This is a genomic window from Acidobacteriota bacterium (genome assembly GCA_019347945.1).
GTDB lineage: Bacteria > Acidobacteriota > Thermoanaerobaculia > Gp7-AA8 > JAHWKK01 > JAHWKK01.
In genome coordinates this window covers 1-16,574 of sequence record JAHWKK010000017.1, presented here as the reverse complement: position 1 = coordinate 16,574, position 16,574 = coordinate 1, and the positions used below count along the sequence as shown (strand labels likewise).

The window sequence follows — 16,574 nt, the reverse complement described above, 5'->3', positions numbered from 1 at the left end:
TTTTCAGCGGTCGAAACTCACCTCTTCGATCTTCACATTTCCGGGGATGTCCAGCTCGAAGCGATCGGAATCAAACCGAGGATTGATCTTCACGTCACTGAACTCCATCCGGGTCGTGTCGCCATCCCCCTCGGTCCACTCGAAGGCCGTCGTGAAATAGCTCTCCTTGTCGATCCAGATCCGGATTCCCTGAACGCGTCGCGCGATCAGCTTCGTTTTGGGGCTCAGCTCGAGCAGATACGAGCCCTTGGCGGCATCGTCGACGAACCGGAGGTTGAAGTACTCCTTCAGCTCGTCGAGCGCTCCGGTTCCGGCGGCCATGTAGCGGAAGATCTGCTGCTCGAACCGCTTGATCTCCATCCGCTCCGCTCTCCCCAGATCCGGGTAGTAGGTCGTCATCTTCCCGTCCGCGATCACCATCGTGACGCGCGCCGGAGACTCGTACTCCCAGACCACCCGGTTGGGCTCCTGGTAAGCGAATCTCCCTCTCGAGACGCCTGCCTCGGCGAGCAGGTCCAACTCCTTCGTCTGGACGAAATCAGCCTCGATCGCTCGCACATTTTTCTGCTTCGCGTCGACCTTTGCGAGAACCTCGTCCAGGAGGGTGCCGCGCTGGGGCGCGGCGATGAGCGATGCTGCGGCACCCGCAGCGAACGCGACGACCGAAAAAACCTTCCATCCCGTCATGTGCCGGGTAACGCCCCCGCCGAAAGGCTTCATTCCAAATAACCTGAAACGAACTGAAACATCGGACCACCGGTCCCGTATCAACTCACGAGATGAAACACCGAGCCACAGCCATCCTCCTTATCACCTCCAGCCTGGCGGCTGCAGGCTGCTGGGAGCCCGAGCCCACCACGACGGTCACCCTCGAGAGAACGTTCGACGCGACCGAGCTTCGCAAAATCGACGTCCGAACAGTCAACGGTCGAGTCGAGGTCGTCGCGGATTCGACTCCCCTCGTGACGCTCAGCGCACGCCTCGAGCTTCCTGAGGACATCGACCCCGCCGAATTCCTTCTGACGGAGATCGCCGGCGACGTTCTGAACGTCCGGGAGGAATGGGGACGCCGCTCCTGGAGGCACAAGAACGGAGGCGGAACCTACACGTTCACGATCCCGTCTTCGATGGAGCTCGATCTGTCGACAACCAACGGGAAGATCCTCACCACGGGGATCGAGGCAGCTCAGGACGTCAGCACCGTCAACGGAAGGATCGAGATCGAGACTCCGAGCTCCCGCGTGCACGCCGATTCCGTCAATGGCGGGATCACCGCCGTATACACCAGCAGCTTCCCCGGGGGCGAGTTCAGCAGCGTGAACGGATCGATCAAGATCGAAGTACCCGAGACGACCCGGCTCGCCGCCGACATTCATCAGGTCAACGGCTCGTTCAACTCCGAGATCCCGGTGACGGTCGGATCCTCCGATCGGGAGGCGGTCGTGCTGAGCGCGTCCACCGTGAATGGCGGAATCACAGTCTCCCGCACGAGAACCACCTTCCGCGACTCCAACACCTCGACCCGAGTTGCTCCGGTGGTGCCCGACCAGAACACCGAGGAGATCGTGGTGACTGAAGAGGCGGTTGCGACCGAGATCGAGCGCGACGAGCGCGACGACCGGTTCTGATTTCGATCATTCGACCCGACTTTCCGGTCGTTCCCGGCCGCCCACCCGACGCCTTCCGCGGCTCGAACCCGTCGCAATTCGCGCAGATGACTCAACCGGACGGAAATAGTGGATCGTAATTTGCTCACTCCATTGATCGCTAATGGCAATCACGAAAGGAGAAGCAAATGAAGAACAGACCTGAATGGTACAGAGATGAGCACGACAGCGCCTGGGACCGGACCAAGGCGGCGTTCAAAAACGACTGGGAGCAGACCAAGCACGACTTCGGCTCCGACTCGGCGCGGGATCTCGATCAGGATGCGGATGATACGGTGAAACAGGCCGCCGGAACCGACGACGCCTTCGAGAATCACGAGCAGGCGTTCCGGTTCGGGTACGCGGCTCAACAGAACTACCGCAAGGATTACCCGTCGTGGAACGACGACCTCGATCGCCGTCTGCGCACCGATTACGGCGCCGACTACGACCGCGACCGGCGCTACATCCGGCGCGCGTACGAATACCGCGCCTGATTCTTCGATCCGGAAGATATCCGGCGGCGGAGCCCGCTCCGCCGTCGCATCCCTAGTTCCCGGGCATCGACTACCGCCGGCGGATGACCCTTGAGATCTGCCACGCGGGCAGACCGATCGTCAGAAGCACGACCGCGAGGCCGGACACATTCAGAGCGCGGTCAAAGGATTTCGGCCGATAACGGAGATTCAGCGTCCCTTTCCCGGGAGGCACCAGAACCCCGACGAAAGCGCCGTTCACTCGGACCGTCGGAATGCGCTCTCCATTCCAGTGCGCTCTCCAACCAGGCCAGTCCGAGTCGCTCGTCACGAGCAGGCTCCAGTCGGGAGCGTCGATCTCGATGGCGGACGAATTGCTCCGATACTCCTTCAGACGCGCTGATCCTCCGGGTTTCAGCGATAGTTCAGTCCCGGGATCGAGCTGAGCGCCCGCGTGGCCGGCCTGCGACAGGATCTTCTCCGGTATGTGATCGATGACTGCCACCGACCTCGTGTCGATCCGATCCAGCGCACTAAGCGTCGCGGCGAAGTCCGGCTGAATGATGAAGCTGCTCCGGAGTTGATAGCGTTCCTGAACGTGACGGTTTTCGTATACGTCCCCGTCGGCACCGCGGTACACCAGGCGAAAACCCTCAACTTCCAGGGGTTCGCCCGGGGGCTTGTAGACGTATCGCACGTTCAGAAAGTCGACAAGCGGATGATCCAGACTTCCAATGATCTGGTCATAGCTGTCGGGTGCGATATCCAGAGCGTGACGGAAAACTTTCATGTAGGGCGTCAACTGAATTGGATCGGTGGTCTTGAGATCTTCGAGTCCGTAGTAGCCGGGCGTGTCCGGTATGAATGACCATTCCATGGCGGCGATCCGCGACGGACCCTCGTGTTGTTTCATGCGCATCACCGAAGGCGTACGAGGATAGATGGGGGTCCCGGCTGGGTTATAGCCCCATGTGAGCACGACGATCTCGATGAATGTCACGATTACGGCGGCGCGCACGAATGCCATGGGTTTCAACCTGCCGGCCATCGCGATGAGCAGAGTCAGGGAGAGCAGCGACATCCCGAACCATCCCACCTGCTCCAGGAGGACGTTCCTGATCATGAATTCTTTCAGACGAAAAAACAGAATGCCCGCGACCATCGACGTAGCCACAATCAATCCCCACCTCAGCTGCGCTGCGCTCAGCCGCCCCTTCAGATAGTCGTCCAGAGCCAGTGCCGCGAGCAACGCTACCCCCGCCGCCCATAGGAAGCGGACTCTCTGATGCAAGGCGATTCCGACGAGCGGGATCTTCATCAAAATCCAGTGCCATCCCGGAGCCTCGTAAAGGGTAAGGAAAGCACCAGCCATCAAGAGGATGAGAAACAGACGGCAGGGACGGCGTGAAAAAACAATCGACACGAGCGCGAAGGCCAACGTCCCCGCGCCGGCGTAACCTGAAGCCACTTCACCATAGTCCGACAGGATCGAGCCATCGGAAGGAACCGGCGCGCGATAAGTGGCCGACGGAACCGTCCCGAGGACGTTGGGCGCAACGAGGGGCAACAGCCAATCAGCGCTGATCCTGTCCTGAAGGCTCCGCTCTCGAAGGCCTTCGAATGCGGCGTATCGCGGCGTCTCCGGAAGCAACGTCAAGGTAGGCAGCCATACAGGAGAGGTGAGCATCATTGCCGCCACGCCAGCTAGGGCAAAACAAAAGAGGTCTGAACCAGAGCGGCGTGTCCAATGGCGACCAACGCGATACAGCGCGTAGAGCGACGCGACGATCGCGGCCATCAGTGCCACTTCCGGGTGACCTGCCAGCCCCAGCAGGCTCAACATAAAGGTCAAAGTGAGAAAGGTTGCCGGTGTCCGGTGCAGTATTAGCTCTTCCGTGGCGGCAAGCGCGCTGGGAAGCATCATTGCAGCAAGCCCCAGAGGAAACAGCAGCCATACTACGTTGAAGGTGCAAAACGCATAGGCCACGGCTCCGAAGGTCGCGGCCGGCGCACTGACCGACCAGCGTCGCAGCAGCACGAAAACGAAAAACAACAGCCAGAACAGCCGCAGAGAAGCCGTCAGGGTCCATGCGTCGCCGACGGGGAGCAGTAATCCAGCGAGCGTGAAAGGGTGGAAAATTGCCGTCTGCTGATTGTGAGCCAGCGGCGTGCCTGCGCCAGCCGTCCGATTCCACAGCGGAAGCTCACCATCGAGAATCTGGCTTCGGGCGCTCGTCGTCCAGGGAACCAGCTGCGTGAACACGATCCCTGTGTTGGCTTCCACCGGCTCATGGCCGGTGGCGCGCCATGGATATGCCTTGAATGCCAGTCCAGCCGGGATCTCATGACGGTCCGTTAGAAGCGCATCCCCCTCGTAGAGAAAGACCAGAGCCAGGAAGAAAATCGTAACTCTCCGGGGGACCCCATCTCCGATGCGACCCCAAATCCAATGGATCGCCCATGCAAGGCACAGGAACAGAATCGGGGCCACCAAAAACATCCCGCGCGATCATACTCTCAGCTCACACGGCCAGGATTGGATAGCGCGGTCTGCAGACGTCTCGATTCGCCCGCTAGTTGACCAGCATTCTGCTCGATGCACGTGTCGAACATTCGTCCGGCCACCGCTCCCGGATGCACGCTTCGAGATCGGGGACGACCGTGAGCTCGAACTCGGCGGCGAAAGCCGGCGAGAGCTCTCGGATCGAGCGCCGCGCACACGCGATCAGGCATCGGGCCTGACGGTAGGAGAGACGCGGATGGCTGGCGATGATTCCCTCCGTCAGCTCGACGATCATCCGATACTTCCGTGATCGGCGGCGGCGTTCGAACGACGCCACGATCTCTCCGTCCACTGCGAGCTCTTTTCCCGGCATTCTTTCGCCCGAACGCGTCACGAAAAACGCGAATTCCGGTTCGCGGTCCTGGAATTTATTTTGTTTTTTTCATCGCCTGCTTCCGACGCTCCTCGAGATGTCGTGCGACCTCGTCGACACCGAGGGTGTTGAAAACCCGCTCGGGAGGAACGCCGCCACGCCGTGCGTTCCAGACACCGGTCTCGACGTGATCGATCGCACCAACCGAATGCGCATCGGGATTGATCGAAAACCGCACGCCGAGCTCCATCGCCCGCGCCATCAGATGCCAGTCGAGATCGAGCCTTCTCGGATGCCCGTTGATCTCGATGATCACGTCCCGCTCCACGGCCTTGTCGAATATCCGCTCGTACTCGACCTCGTAGCCCGGGCGGATGAGCAGCTTCCTCCCGCTGACGTGTCCGAGAATCGTCAGGAACGGATTGTCCATCGCCCGCAGAATACGGTCCGTCATCTCGGCCCGGTTCATCGAGAACTGCGAATGGACCGAGCCGATCACGAAGTCGAATCCCGCCAGCGTATCGTCGTCGAAATCGAGACTCCCGTCGGGCAGTATGTCGCACTCCGTTCCGTGAAACACCCGGATGTCCGGAAACGCTTTTCGCACTCTGCGAAGCTCGGCCGCCTGCATCTTCACGCGGGTCTCGTCGAGCCCTCCGGCATAGGCGGCCGTCTTCGAGTGATCCGAGATCCCGACGTACTCGAGCCCGGCGTCCCGCGCGGCACCCACCATCTCCTCGAGCGAATTCTTCCCGTCCGACCACGTCGAATGGACGTGAAAGGTGCCGCGAATGTCTCCCCGATCCACAAGAGGTACGTCCGCAGCCGCTTCCACGCCGGCGTCCCTCCTCTCCGGAGGGATCCAGGGAAGTCCGATCCGCTCGAAGACCTCGTCCTCGCCGGCCGCCCGGACCTTCGTCAGAACGACACCCCGCTCGCGAGCCAGCTTCGCGATGCCGGCGACGAGATCCTCCGGGCCGGTCGAGGTGAGAAGCGTACGGCCCCGTGCCGACGGCGTGGCCAGGTGAAGCCGCACTTCGAGATCCGGACGCGCGCGCCCTTCGATCAGCGCGCCCTTCCGTCCGATGATCTCCACGGGGAGGTCCGCTTCGACGATCCTCGAAGCGACGCTCTTCACCGGCGATCCGATGACGACGATGTCGATCGAATCGGGTGTTTCGTGTCTCCGGCGGACCTGTCCCGAAACGATCGTCTCCTTCACTCCCGCAATCGATTCCAGACGCTCGGAGAGGCTCGCCGCGGTCTCCAGCGCCATCGGGAGGAGCACCTTCGATCCGTCCTCTTTTCTCAGCCGAATGCTCTGCTCGACTCTCCCGACCGTTTTCGTTCCGAAACCCGACAGATCTTCCGCCGTGCCCGCTGCAATCGCCTGCTCGAGCTCGTCGATCGAACTGATCCCGTATCGCTGCCACAACTCCCGAGCTTTCTTCGACCCGACCCCCCGCAGCTCGGCCAGGTCGAGGACCCCCTCCGGAATCTCGGCCTGGAGCTCCTCGAGCAGCCGGCTCCGCCCCTCGCGGACGATCTCCTCGATGACCGAGCCAGTCCCCTTCCCGATCCCTTCGATCGACGTCAGCTTTCCGCTGCGCACGAGATCCTCGAGATCGCCTTCCGCGCGTGCGAGTGCGTCCGCTGCCCGCTCATAGGCGCCAACCTTGAACTTGTTCTCGCCGCGCAGCTTCTTGTAGCGCGCGATCAGATCGAGGACCTTCGCGACTTCCTGCCGGGTCATGCACCACGCTCCATCGAGTCAATCACTCGTCGCGCCGCAGCGACGGGATCATCGCTCCGTGTGATCGGGCGCCCGACCACGATGTAATCCGCTCCCCGCGCAATCGCCTCTTCCGGGGTCATCGTGCGCTTCTGATCGTCGGGAGCATCGGAGCTCATCCGGATGCCGGGAGTCACGATCGTCAGCCCCCCGTAGCGGGCGCGGATCGGCTCGATCTCGTGTGGTGACGCCACCACTCCGTCCACTCCGGTCTCGAAGCAGAGGCCGGCAAGGCGGATCACGGCGTCGCCAGGATCGTGTCGAAATCCGATCCGCTCGAGCTCGGCGTCGTCGAGACTCGTCAGAACCGTCACACCGAGCAGCAGCGTCGACTCGCCCGCTGAGCGCCGGGCGGCTTCGAGCATCGCACGGCCCCCCGATGAATGAATCGTGAGCATTCTGACATCGAGCTCCCTGGCAGCCCTCGTCGCCTTCTCGACCGTCGTGGGGATATCGTGGAGCTTGAGATCGAGGAAGACTTCGATTCCCCGCGACCGGATCTCCGTAACGAGCTCCGGACCATTCGCTACGAACGCCTGGAGTCCCACCTTGATCAGACCGACTTCAGCGGCGAGCTGGTCGCAGAGCGCCAGAATCGCATCCCGCTCGGCCAGATCCACCGCAACGATGAGTTTCTCTTTCATCGGTTCCTGATTCTAGTGCGCTCCTCGCGTGCCGCTCTTCATTGCGCGTAGCGCTTCCCGATCGCGACCAGCGCCTTCCGCCGCTCCTCACACGGGTTTCCCGGATCCCGACCGTCGGCAAGCGCCATCGCGATGGCGGCGTCAATGTGCACACGTTCGACGTCATCGAGCCGGTGCCAGACCGTTTCACCGCTCGGAGTGAGATCCGCCTGGAGGCTTTCGACCAGTTCCCGCGTGAGCTCGGGATCCGCATCGGAGATCAGCGCGACCCAGAACGCGGCCGATTCCGGATCGCCCTCGGCGGACTCGACGACCACGGGATCGAGATCCATCTGCGCAGCCGTCTTCTCGATGAGCTCCCGGTGCGACACCAGCCGCGGTCCCGTCAGGTCGTACCACTTCGCTTCGATCCTCGCATCGAGTATCGAAGCGAGCAGGGCCGTCACGACGTCGTCGATGAAGACCGGAGCCGACCGGTTCTCCATCCAGCTCGGCAGCGACAGCGCCGGCAAACGCGCCGCGACGTCTCGAACGACCTTCCAGCCGATGCTCCCCTCACCGATGATCAGCGCCGCGCGGAGCTCGACCACGGGAACATTGCCGGCGCGGAGCAGCTCGCCTATTTCGATCCGCGCCCGAAGGCGTCTCGGTGGCTCTCCCTTCGGCTCGACGCCTCCGAGATAGACAATCCGGGTGATCCCCGCCTGCTCGGCGGCGGAGCGAAAGTTCGTGGCGGCCACGATTGCACGGTCGTCGTCGTCGTTTCCGACGTCGGGAAGCAGAAGATACGCGGCATCACAACCATTCATCGCGAGCCGCATCGAGTCGGGGTCCTGTATGTCGAATGCGACCCAGTCGGGAACCGGATCGTGCTCGCGCGCCGATTCGGGATCCCGCGTGCCGCAGCGCACCTCGCGCCCCGTCGCAATGAGGGCATGGTACAGATGACCACCGACGAAACCGGTGGCATCCGAAACGAGGACCGTGGTTCTTCCAGCCATCTCTTCTTCCTCCGGCAGATCCTTTTTCGCGATTCATGCCCGCCGCGCTCAGGCCGGCGACTCGATGATGATCATCGCGGCGGCAAACGCGACGATGACCGTCGTCGCGACATAGGCTGCGGCCTGACCCATGTGACCATGCCGGACCAGCTCGACGACCTCGTAGTTGAACGTCGAGTAAGTCGTGAATCCGCCGAGCAGCCCTACTCCGAGGAAGAGTCTCGTCTGTTCGGACACCGAAAGAAGACCGCCTCGGAGCAGCCAGGCGAGCGCGATCGACCCTGCCAGATTCACGACCAGAGTCCTCCACGGAAACCCGCCATATGCTCCCTTCACCAACAGCGTGGAGATCAGATACCGAAGCATGCTCCCCAGGGCTCCGCCGGCTCCCACGAGAAAAAGGTTCCTGAGCCCGTCCATCGGATCGGTATGATAGCGTTCGCCCGAGGCTCGGGTAACGGAGAAATCGCGATGGACGGAATGTTTCCGGACGAATCGGACCACCCCCTTTTCAAGTATCTGAATGCCGCCGAAAGAGCGCAGATCGAGGATCTGGGATCGGTCCTCCCGATCGCGTCGGATGGCTTTCTGATTCGCGAGGGGCAGAAGGACTCCGCTCTCTTCTCGGTCGAGAGCGGGCGCCTCGAAGTCGTCACTGTCCGCGACGGCGAAGAGAATGTCGTCGCCACGATCGGCCCGGGCGATGTCCTCGGAGAGGTCTCGTTCATCGACAAATCACCGAGAACCGTGTCGGTTCGCGCCGTCAACGATTCCGAGGTGCGTGTGTGGGATCGAGCCGAGCTGGTCGAGCATCTCCGCTCGAAGCCGGACCTTCTCGCGAAATTCGCGATCGCTCTCAGCGAGCTTCTCGTCGAGCGGCTTCGCGATTCGGTTCGACGACAGGGGCGCGTGCGACCGGTTTAGCGTTCGGAATTCACCGCTTCCCGATCCTGTATGAAACGCGCGGCGCGAAAACCTCTGCGCCCGGGAGAATCCAGATGTCGATAGTCGTCATTGGGAGTGTGGCGTTCGATGCGATCGAATCGCCTTTCGGAAAGTCGGAGAAGACGATCGGAGGCGCAGCAACCTATTTTTCGGTCGCCGCATCGATCTTCGCCCCCGTCCGGGTCGTGGCCGTCATCGGCGACGATTTCGGCAATGAGGAGATGAAGGTCTTCGAGGGGCGCAACATCGATACCTCCGGAATCGTCCGGATCGACGGGGGACGGACATTCTTCTGGAGCGGAGAGTACGGCTTCGATCTCAACGTCGCCCAGACCCGCGAAACGCAGCTCAACGTCTTTGCCGACTTCCGACCGGACCTACCCGAAAGCTTCCGCGATTCCGAGATGGTCTTCCTCGCCAATATCGCTCCCGAGCTCCAGCTCGAGGTGCTCGAACAGGTCCGCGACCCGAAGCTGGTGGCGCTCGACACGATGAATTACTGGATCGACTCGGCGCGCGACGGTCTCGAGGAAGTGATCGCGAAGGTCGACCTGCTGGTGATCAACGAGGGAGAAGCGCGCCAGCTGACCGACGAGCCGAACCTGGTGAAGGCTTCGCGCAAACTCCTCTCGCGCGGGCCCCGCTGGATCGTGATCAAGCGCGGGGAGTACGGCGCGCTCATGGCCACCGGGGACGACATCTTCGCGGCTCCGGCGTATCCGCTCGAGCAGGTGTTCGATCCGACCGGCGCCGGCGACTCCTTCGCCGGAGGGTTGATGGGATGGCTGGCGGCGGCGAAGGAAGTGAACGACGACCAGCTGCGCCAGGCCATCGTCTACGGCTCGATCATGGCCTCCTACACCGTCGAGAAGTTCGGACTCGACCGTCTCCGCGAGATCACCCGCGACGACCTCGACTCGCGGCTCGCCATGTTTCGCAAGGTGACCTGGCTACCCGAGTGAGTTGCCGGTTGTCGGTTGCCGGTAGGTGGGTTGGAGGTTGCGAGTTGCCAGTTGCCAGTTGCCAGTTGCCAAGACCGACGTCGTGACGTTCAGTTTCGTTTCGCAGTCCACGACGTCCACATCGTCCACGACGTCCACGACGTCCACATGGTCCCTCAAACCTCGCAGAACGGTTCTCGGACGCACCTGTCGCCCGCTGAAGCGGGCTCGACACCTATTTTGAACGCAGCCTGTCCCCCGGCTGAAGCCGGGGGCTAAGACCTGACGCCCGCATGCGCGGGCTGAGTGGAAACAGGAGCTCTTCCTCGGTCCTCTCTTTCGCTTTCCTCAGATCCTGCCGCCACTCCAGGGTGGTAACAATCAACCTGGACAAGAGTGGCAACATCAACCTGGCCACAAGTGAACTGCCTTTCCGGTAACCGGCAACCGGCAACTGGCCACTGGTCAAACAACTGGTCACTCGCAACTGGCCACTGGTTCACTGACAACTGGCAACCAGCAACCAGCAACCAGCAACTGGCAACTGGCAACCGGCAACCGGCAACCGGCAACTATTTTTTCAGGTATCGGCCCAGAATCGGCTCCAGCTCCTTCGCCCGCTCCGGTGGCATCGCGTCGGGCGGGGTGAGGATCGCGTAGCGCAGCGCGGCCGCGCACTCGCAGTCGCGTTTTCTTTCCGCCATCCGCCTCACCGCAGCTTTCACGATCTCGCAGGCGGTCTTCGCGTTCTTGTGGAGATACTCGATCACCTGCTCGACGTTGACCGACTCTTCCGTCTCGTGCCAGCAGTCGTAATCGGTGACCAACGCCATCGTCGCGTAACAGATCTCGGCTTCGCGGGCGAGCTTCGCTTCCTGGAGATTCGTCATTCCGATCACGTCGACGCCCCAGCTGCGGTAGAGATTGCTCTCGGCCCGGGTCGAGAACTGCGGCCCTTCCATGCAGAGGTAGGTTCCGCCGAAGTGCGAGCTCACTCCGAGCTCGCGCGACACCTCGAACGCAGCTCTCGCAACGTCGTGACAGATCGGATCGGCGAAGCTCACGTGCGCCACGATTCCGTCTCCGAAGAACGTATCCTCGCGGTGCCGCGTCCTGTCGATGAACTGGAGCGGAAAGACGATGTCGGTGGGACGGTAGGCGAGCTTCATCGACCCGACCGCCGAAGCCGAGAGGATCGTCTCGACTCCGCACTTTTTCAGCGCGAAGATGTTCGCCCGGAAATTGATCTCCCCCGGCAACCGCCGGTGGCCCTTCCCGTGCCGCGCCAGAAACGCCACCTCCGTTCCCTCGATCCGCCCGATCGTGACCGGATCGGAGGGCGCGCCGAAAGGCGTCGATACGTTCCGCTCCTCCACGATCTCCAGACCTTCCATTGCATACAGCCCGGACCCCCCGATCACTCCGATTCTCGGTTCTCTCTCCATGACGGCGCATTCTCTCAAAAAACCGAATCGAGCTCGACGACGCATTCGGAGCTCTGTTGGATTGCCGCTCCATGAATCCGTATTTTCGCCTCGCCCCATCCGGAAATCTGTCGCCAAAGTTCAATCCGATGGAATCGGATGGGTCACTAACAGCGCCTCAGGGAGGACGACATCCTGAAAACAATAGACTTATAATGTAAATGCGCGCGGCACCCCGGTTGCTGCCTCGCGATACGTCGTGAACGCCAGATCGGTCCTTTCGAAAACGCTGCTGGTGATGCTGACGATCATCGCGGTCATCGGTGCGTTCCAGTCGTTCCAGCGGAACCGCGATGCATTCGAGCGTCTCGACTTCGATTACACCTGGCAGAAGGAGACACTGCTGGTCGGATCGGTCGACCCGGGAAGCCGGGCCGAGCGGGCGGGCCTCCTCCCGGGCGACGAGATCTGGCTGATCAACAGCACTCCCCCCGGCGACATCGACGGTCTCCGGCGAACCATGCGACGCTCCGAGGAGGCCTCGCTGCTCGTGGCGCGCGGAGACGAGACATTCGTCATCTCCTACAGCCCGCCGCCGCTGAAGATCGACTATCAGTTCCTCTTCCTGACCTTCATCGGTTTCCTCTATCTCGTCATCGGCCTTTTCACCTACACGAAGGGCCGCGGAGAGGAGACGACGCTCTTCTACATCGTCACGATCCTCTCATTCATCGTCTTCACCTACTCTCCCGCGGGAAAGACCAACCTGACGTTCGAGGCGATGTGGATGGTGGAAGAGCTCGCACGGATCTTTCTCCCTCCCGTCATGCTTCACTTCTTCCTTCTTTTCCCGCGACCGCTCGTCACCGACAAGCGGCTGATCGCAGCGCTCTACGCAGTACCAGCCGTCCTCGCGCTCTGGGTCGTGAATCTTCTCGTTCTCGGGAACCTCGTTCCGGTTCTCGATCCCGAAACGTCGTTCCGCATGATCGATCGCTGGGAGATGTTGCATTTCGCGGTCTATTTCACGCTCGCATTCATCGCGATTACCTGGACGTATCGGAACGCCCCCGGAGTCGGAGAGAAAAAGCAGATCAAGTGGATCTGGTTCGGCATGGCCGCGGGCTTTCTCCCGTTCCTCGTCCTCTATCTGATTCCCTTCATCAGAACGGGGACGAACTCGGTCTACTCGACGATCGCGACGCTTCCACTGGCGTTGATTCCACTCGCATTCGCGGTCTCGATCCTTCGCTACAAGCTCTGGGACGTCGAGGTCGTGATCAAGGAGGCGCTCGCATATACGATCACCTTCGGTTTCGGCGTGATCGCATTTTCGACCGTGAATGTCCTGCTCACGAGTCTCATTGAGGAGTCGCACTCGGTCGAGAGAAATCTGATCGCGTTCACTTCCGGATTGCTGATCGCCGGTGTTCTCGTACCGATGAAGAACCGCGTCGAGGGGCTGATCGAAATGCTCGTCTATCGCGGGACCTGGCGGCACCGGCGGGCGATGTCGTCGCTGACGCAGGAGCTGGCGACGTTCCATGACCTCAACGAGCTGATCGAGATCATCCGCGACCGTCTGATTGCGGCGATCGAGATCCGGCGCGTCAACGTCTACATCCGTGAAGGCTCCCATCTGACCCTCTACGATCACGACGACCGGCTGCCGGAATGGATCAATGCCGACCGGATGGCCGATCTGCCGGCCGGCCGTGTCATTCACCTCGAACGGCCTCGCAGCGCGGATGACGGCGAGATCTCGAAGAGGATGGTCGCCGCCGGATACCGCTATCTCTTCGCGATCCGTCATCGACAGCAGCTCCAGGGCCTTCTCATCTGCGGAACCAAGGGGCTCGACGAACGGCTTTCCACCGACGATCTCCGGCTGATCCACTCGCTGATTCCGCCGCTCGCCCTCGCCATCGAGAACGCCCGACTCTACGGACGGCTTCGCGCCCAGCTCGATCAGATCCGCTCGCTCAAGGAGTACAGCGAGAACATCATCGAGTCCTCCCCCTCCGCGATCGCCGTCATCGATCGCGAAGGGTTGATCCTCACCGCCAACAGCGCTTTCTGGAACCTGACCGGGACCGATCCATCCTCGGTGGACCGGATCGGCGAGATCCTTCCGCCGGAAACCCTCGACGGCAGTCCCGGGATGACCGAGATCAGCTTCCGGAACCGGCGCGGCGAAGAGCGCAACGTCACGATCTCGCGCAGCCCGTTCGAAGCCTCCGACGCCCCTCTCGGGGCATCCGTCCTCGTCATGGGCGATGTCTCCGAGATCACCCGCCTCGAGCGCGAGCTCCAGGAGAAGGACCGGCTCGCATCGCTCGGTCTTCTCGCGGCCGGCATCGCTCACGAAGTGAATACACCGCTCGCCGGCATCTCCTCGTACGCCCAGCTTCTCCTGGCCGAGACCAACGAGGACGATCCGCGCTTCGGCACGCTCAAGAAGATGGAGAAGCAGACTTTCCGGGCGTCTCGACTGGTCAACAACCTTCTCGATTTCGCCGCGAATCGCCGCCTCGAGCAGGAGTCGGTCGATCTCGCGACGGTCATCAGCTCGGCGCTCGAGCTGAACGAATCGGTCACGAACGCCGGCGAGATCGAGCTCGACGTTTCGATGCCGGCGGGGCTGCGGGTTCGTGCAAATCCGTACGAGCTGCAGCAGGTCGTCACCAACCTCCTACTGAACGCACGCGACGCACTCAAGGGGAAGGGGAGGATCGAGATCGACCTTCGCCGGGACGGCGACCAGGCCCTGTTGACGGTCCGGGACGAGGGGCCAGGAGTTCCCCCTGAGCTTCGTGGAGAGATCTTCAAACCGCTCGTCACTACCAAGCACGGTCAGGGAGGCACCGGACTCGGCCTGGCAATCACCGAGCGGATCATTCAGGCGAGCGGAGGCGAGATCCGCCTCGTATCCCGTGAGGGAGAGGGAGCCACGTTCGAAGTCCGTCTCCCACTCGAAACGGCCGCGGAGATATCCTGAACGGGATCGCATGAAGATTCTCGTAATCGACGACGAAGAAGTCATGAGAGATGTCCTCGAGGCGGTGCTCGTCCGCGAGGGCTTCGAGGTCTCCACAGCCGCCAGCGGTGAAGAAGGCCTCGTCTACCTCGAGGACGAGCCGGTCGATCTGATCATCCTCGACATGATGCTTCCTGGCATGTCGGGGATGGAAACGCTCCGCTCGGTCAAGGACACCCATCCCTCCCTACCGGTGATCATCGTGACTGCCTACTCCTCGATCGACACCGCGATCGATGCGATGAAGCTCGGCGCCTACCACTACATCCCGAAGCCGTTCAAGAACGAAGAGGTGGTGCTGACCGTCAACAAGGCACTCGAGCAGCGGCGCCTTGCAACGGAGAATGAACGTCTGAAGGCCGAGCTCTCCGAAAAGTACTCGTTCGACAACATCATCGGAAAAAGCGACGTGATGCGCCGCCTGTTCGATCTCATCAGACAGGCCGCTCCGTCCCGATCGAACATTCTGATCACCGGCGAATCGGGAACCGGAAAGGAGCTCGTCGCGCGCGCCATTCACCACGGAAGCCCGCGAGCCAAGAACGCCTTCGTGACGGTCAACTCCGGATCGCTGCCGCCGGAGCTGCTCGAATCGAACCTCTTCGGTCACGAAAAAGGCTCGTTCACCGGCGCGGTCGCGATGAAGCGCGGATTGTTCGAGGTCGCCGACGGCGGCTCGATCTTTCTCGACGAGATCGGCAACATCAACCTCGAGACACAGGCGAAACTGCTCCGCGTCATCCAGGAACGGGAGTTCATGAGACTCGGAGCGGTCGAGACGATCAAGGTCGACGTCCGGATCATCGCCGCCAGCAACGCCGATCTTCAGCAGCTCATCAGCGACGGCAAGTTCCGTCAGGATCTCTTCTTCCGACTCAACGTCATTGCGATCCAGCTTCCTCCTCTGCGGCAGCGCCGGGAGGACATCCCTCTCCTCACGACGCATTTCCTCAACAAGTACTCCGAGGAGAACAGGAAGGATCAGCCGGAGATCGCGCCGGACGCGATGAAGCTCCTCATGGACTACTGGTGGCCCGGCAACGTCCGCGAGCTCGAGAATACGATCGAGCGCGCCGTCGTGCTCGTAACCAACAGCACCATCACCGCCGAGCTCCTCCCCGAGAGCCTCCGCTACCCCAACGCGACCGACCGTCCGCTGACACACGTTCCGAACGAGGGGATCTCGCTCAAGGACGCCGTCTCGAGCTACGAGAGAACGATGATTCTGCAGTCGCTCGAGATGAGCGGTGGCGTCCAGAAACGCGCGGCCGAGCTCCTCCAGGTCAAGCCGTCCACGCTCAACGAGATGATGAAACGACTCGGCATCCATCCCTCGAGCAGCTGAGGGTTGGAGGTTGGAGGTTGGAGGCTGGAGGAGGCCTCGGATGATTCCAGACGCCGTGATCAGCCCACGCGCCGCCCCCGCACTCCCCGGTCATCCCGAGCGTGCGGTCGGGCGGGGGGCGAGGGATCTCTCATGAAAGTACAGGGAGACCAAGCGGAGCGCCGAGTCTGGGAAGATTGCAGGGGCGCTGCGCTTGGATTCACTGTACTTGCTCTGGAGGTCCCTCGCCCGCCCGCCCGCAGATACGCTGGATCGAAACGATCCGCAAGCTCGCCACCCGCTCGAGTTGAAAGACCGGGGTCGGGGGGGGACAATGTAAATAAAAAACAAAAATTGGCCAAAAACCCCCGTGATTTGAAGTGTTTTTCAAAGTATAAAACACACCCCCCACGCCCACTCCCCCAGAAGACCCACCACCGCCCCCGTGCGGCAGGGGCACCACCGCGC

General features: G+C 61.8%; 14 protein-coding genes. 6 read left to right on the top strand and 8 right to left on the bottom strand.

Annotated features, from left to right (window positions below; all coding sequences use genetic code 11):
- Nucleotides 1-3: 3 nt before the first annotated feature.
- Complete coding sequence (locus tag KY459_11485; GenBank protein MBW3565338.1) at nucleotides 4-720, bottom strand: outer membrane lipoprotein carrier protein LolA; 717 nt, start codon at nucleotides 718-720, stop codon at nucleotides 4-6.
- Between the two features lie 59 nt (nucleotides 721-779).
- Between KY459_11485 and KY459_11480 the strand changes: the two genes are divergently transcribed.
- Nucleotides 780-1,628 (top strand): DUF4097 domain-containing protein, encoded by an 849-nt coding sequence (locus KY459_11480; GenBank protein ID MBW3565337.1) that lies wholly within the window; start codon nucleotides 780-782, stop codon nucleotides 1,626-1,628.
- Nucleotides 1,629-1,795: 167 nt separating this feature from the next.
- A complete protein-coding gene (locus KY459_11475) occupies nucleotides 1,796-2,143 on the top strand; it encodes a hypothetical protein (protein MBW3565336.1) in 348 nt (115 codons plus the stop codon).
- Nucleotides 2,144-2,213: 70 nt separating this feature from the next.
- Here KY459_11475 and KY459_11470 read toward each other — a convergent pair whose 3' ends face one another.
- The 6 genes from KY459_11470 to crcB all read right to left on the bottom strand — a co-directional run bounded on the left by KY459_11470 (nucleotide 2,214) and on the right by crcB (nucleotide 8,855).
- Nucleotides 2,214-4,622 (bottom strand): YfhO family protein, encoded by a 2,409-nt coding sequence (locus tag KY459_11470; GenBank protein MBW3565335.1) that lies wholly within the window; start codon nucleotides 4,620-4,622, stop codon nucleotides 2,214-2,216.
- A 73-nt stretch (nucleotides 4,623-4,695) separates the two neighbouring features.
- On the bottom strand, nucleotides 4,696-4,998 hold the full coding sequence (locus KY459_11465) for a hypothetical protein (GenBank protein ID MBW3565334.1): 303 nt from the start codon (nucleotides 4,996-4,998) through the stop codon (nucleotides 4,696-4,698).
- 55 nt (nucleotides 4,999-5,053) lie between these two features.
- On the bottom strand, nucleotides 5,054-6,751 hold the full coding sequence (polX, locus tag KY459_11460; GenBank protein MBW3565333.1) for a DNA polymerase/3'-5' exonuclease PolX: 1,698 nt from the start codon (nucleotides 6,749-6,751) through the stop codon (nucleotides 5,054-5,056).
- Nucleotides 6,748-7,434, bottom strand: a complete 687-nt coding sequence (gene pyrF / locus KY459_11455; protein ID MBW3565332.1) for an orotidine-5'-phosphate decarboxylase — start codon at nucleotides 7,432-7,434, stop codon at nucleotides 6,748-6,750. Before pyrF ends, polX begins: the two co-directional genes overlap by 4 nt.
- 38 nt (nucleotides 7,435-7,472) lie before the next feature.
- On the bottom strand, nucleotides 7,473-8,435 hold the full coding sequence (locus KY459_11450) for an NAD(P)H-binding protein (protein MBW3565331.1): 963 nt from the start codon (nucleotides 8,433-8,435) through the stop codon (nucleotides 7,473-7,475).
- A gap of 48 nt (nucleotides 8,436-8,483) precedes the next feature.
- Complete coding sequence (gene crcB / locus KY459_11445) at nucleotides 8,484-8,855, bottom strand: fluoride efflux transporter CrcB (GenBank protein ID MBW3565330.1); 372 nt, start codon at nucleotides 8,853-8,855, stop codon at nucleotides 8,484-8,486.
- A 51-nt stretch (nucleotides 8,856-8,906) separates the two neighbouring features.
- Here crcB and KY459_11440 point away from each other — a divergent pair, with 51 nt between their 5' ends.
- A complete protein-coding gene (locus KY459_11440; GenBank protein MBW3565329.1) occupies nucleotides 8,907-9,359 on the top strand; it encodes a cyclic nucleotide-binding domain-containing protein in 453 nt (150 codons plus the stop codon).
- Between the two features lie 74 nt (nucleotides 9,360-9,433).
- A complete protein-coding gene (locus tag KY459_11435; GenBank protein ID MBW3565328.1) occupies nucleotides 9,434-10,342 on the top strand; it encodes a sugar kinase in 909 nt (302 codons plus the stop codon).
- A gap of 551 nt (nucleotides 10,343-10,893) precedes the next feature.
- On the opposite strand, the gene mtnP is transcribed toward KY459_11435, so the two are convergent.
- Nucleotides 10,894-11,766, bottom strand: coding sequence for an S-methyl-5'-thioadenosine phosphorylase (mtnP, locus tag KY459_11430; protein ID MBW3565327.1), 873 nt, complete (start codon nucleotides 11,764-11,766; stop codon nucleotides 10,894-10,896).
- A 238-nt stretch (nucleotides 11,767-12,004) separates the two neighbouring features.
- Between mtnP and KY459_11425 the strand changes: the two genes are divergently transcribed.
- Together KY459_11425 and KY459_11420 are read left to right on the top strand one after the other, a co-directional pair.
- Nucleotides 12,005-14,743, top strand: a complete 2,739-nt coding sequence (locus tag KY459_11425; GenBank protein ID MBW3565326.1) for a PAS domain-containing protein — start codon at nucleotides 12,005-12,007, stop codon at nucleotides 14,741-14,743.
- 10 nt (nucleotides 14,744-14,753) lie between these two features.
- Nucleotides 14,754-16,127 carry a sigma-54 dependent transcriptional regulator gene (locus KY459_11420; GenBank protein MBW3565325.1) on the top strand — a complete coding sequence of 458 codons (1,374 nt, stop codon included), beginning with the start codon at nucleotides 14,754-14,756 and terminating at the stop codon, nucleotides 16,125-16,127.
- The last annotated feature ends 447 nt before the right edge of the window (nucleotides 16,128-16,574 follow it).

Bases quoted from the DNA above. Each gene is read 5' to 3' on its own strand.
- KY459_11485 (MBW3565338.1), bottom strand. From the start codon at position 720: ATGAAGCCTTTCGGCGGGGGCGTTACCCGGCACATGACGGGATGGAAG.
- KY459_11480 (MBW3565337.1), top strand. From the start codon at position 780: ATGAAACACCGAGCCACAGCCATCCTCCTTATCACCTCCAGCCTGGCG.
- KY459_11475 (MBW3565336.1), top strand. From the start codon at position 1,796: ATGAAGAACAGACCTGAATGGTACAGAGATGAGCACGACAGCGCCTGG.
- KY459_11470 (MBW3565335.1), bottom strand. From the start codon at position 4,622: ATGTTTTTGGTGGCCCCGATTCTGTTCCTGTGCCTTGCATGGGCGATC.
- KY459_11465 (MBW3565334.1), bottom strand. From the start codon at position 4,998: ATGCCGGGAAAAGAGCTCGCAGTGGACGGAGAGATCGTGGCGTCGTTC.
- polX (MBW3565333.1), bottom strand. From the start codon at position 6,751: ATGACCCGGCAGGAAGTCGCGAAGGTCCTCGATCTGATCGCGCGCTAC.
- pyrF (MBW3565332.1), bottom strand. From the start codon at position 7,434: ATGAAAGAGAAACTCATCGTTGCGGTGGATCTGGCCGAGCGGGATGCG.
- KY459_11450 (MBW3565331.1), bottom strand. From the start codon at position 8,435: ATGGCTGGAAGAACCACGGTCCTCGTTTCGGATGCCACCGGTTTCGTC.
- crcB (MBW3565330.1), bottom strand. From the start codon at position 8,855: ATGGACGGGCTCAGGAACCTTTTTCTCGTGGGAGCCGGCGGAGCCCTG.
- KY459_11440 (MBW3565329.1), top strand. From the start codon at position 8,907: ATGGACGGAATGTTTCCGGACGAATCGGACCACCCCCTTTTCAAGTAT.
- KY459_11435 (MBW3565328.1), top strand. From the start codon at position 9,434: ATGTCGATAGTCGTCATTGGGAGTGTGGCGTTCGATGCGATCGAATCG.
- mtnP (MBW3565327.1), bottom strand. From the start codon at position 11,766: ATGGAGAGAGAACCGAGAATCGGAGTGATCGGGGGGTCCGGGCTGTAT.
- KY459_11420 (MBW3565325.1), top strand. From the start codon at position 14,754: ATGAAGATTCTCGTAATCGACGACGAAGAAGTCATGAGAGATGTCCTC.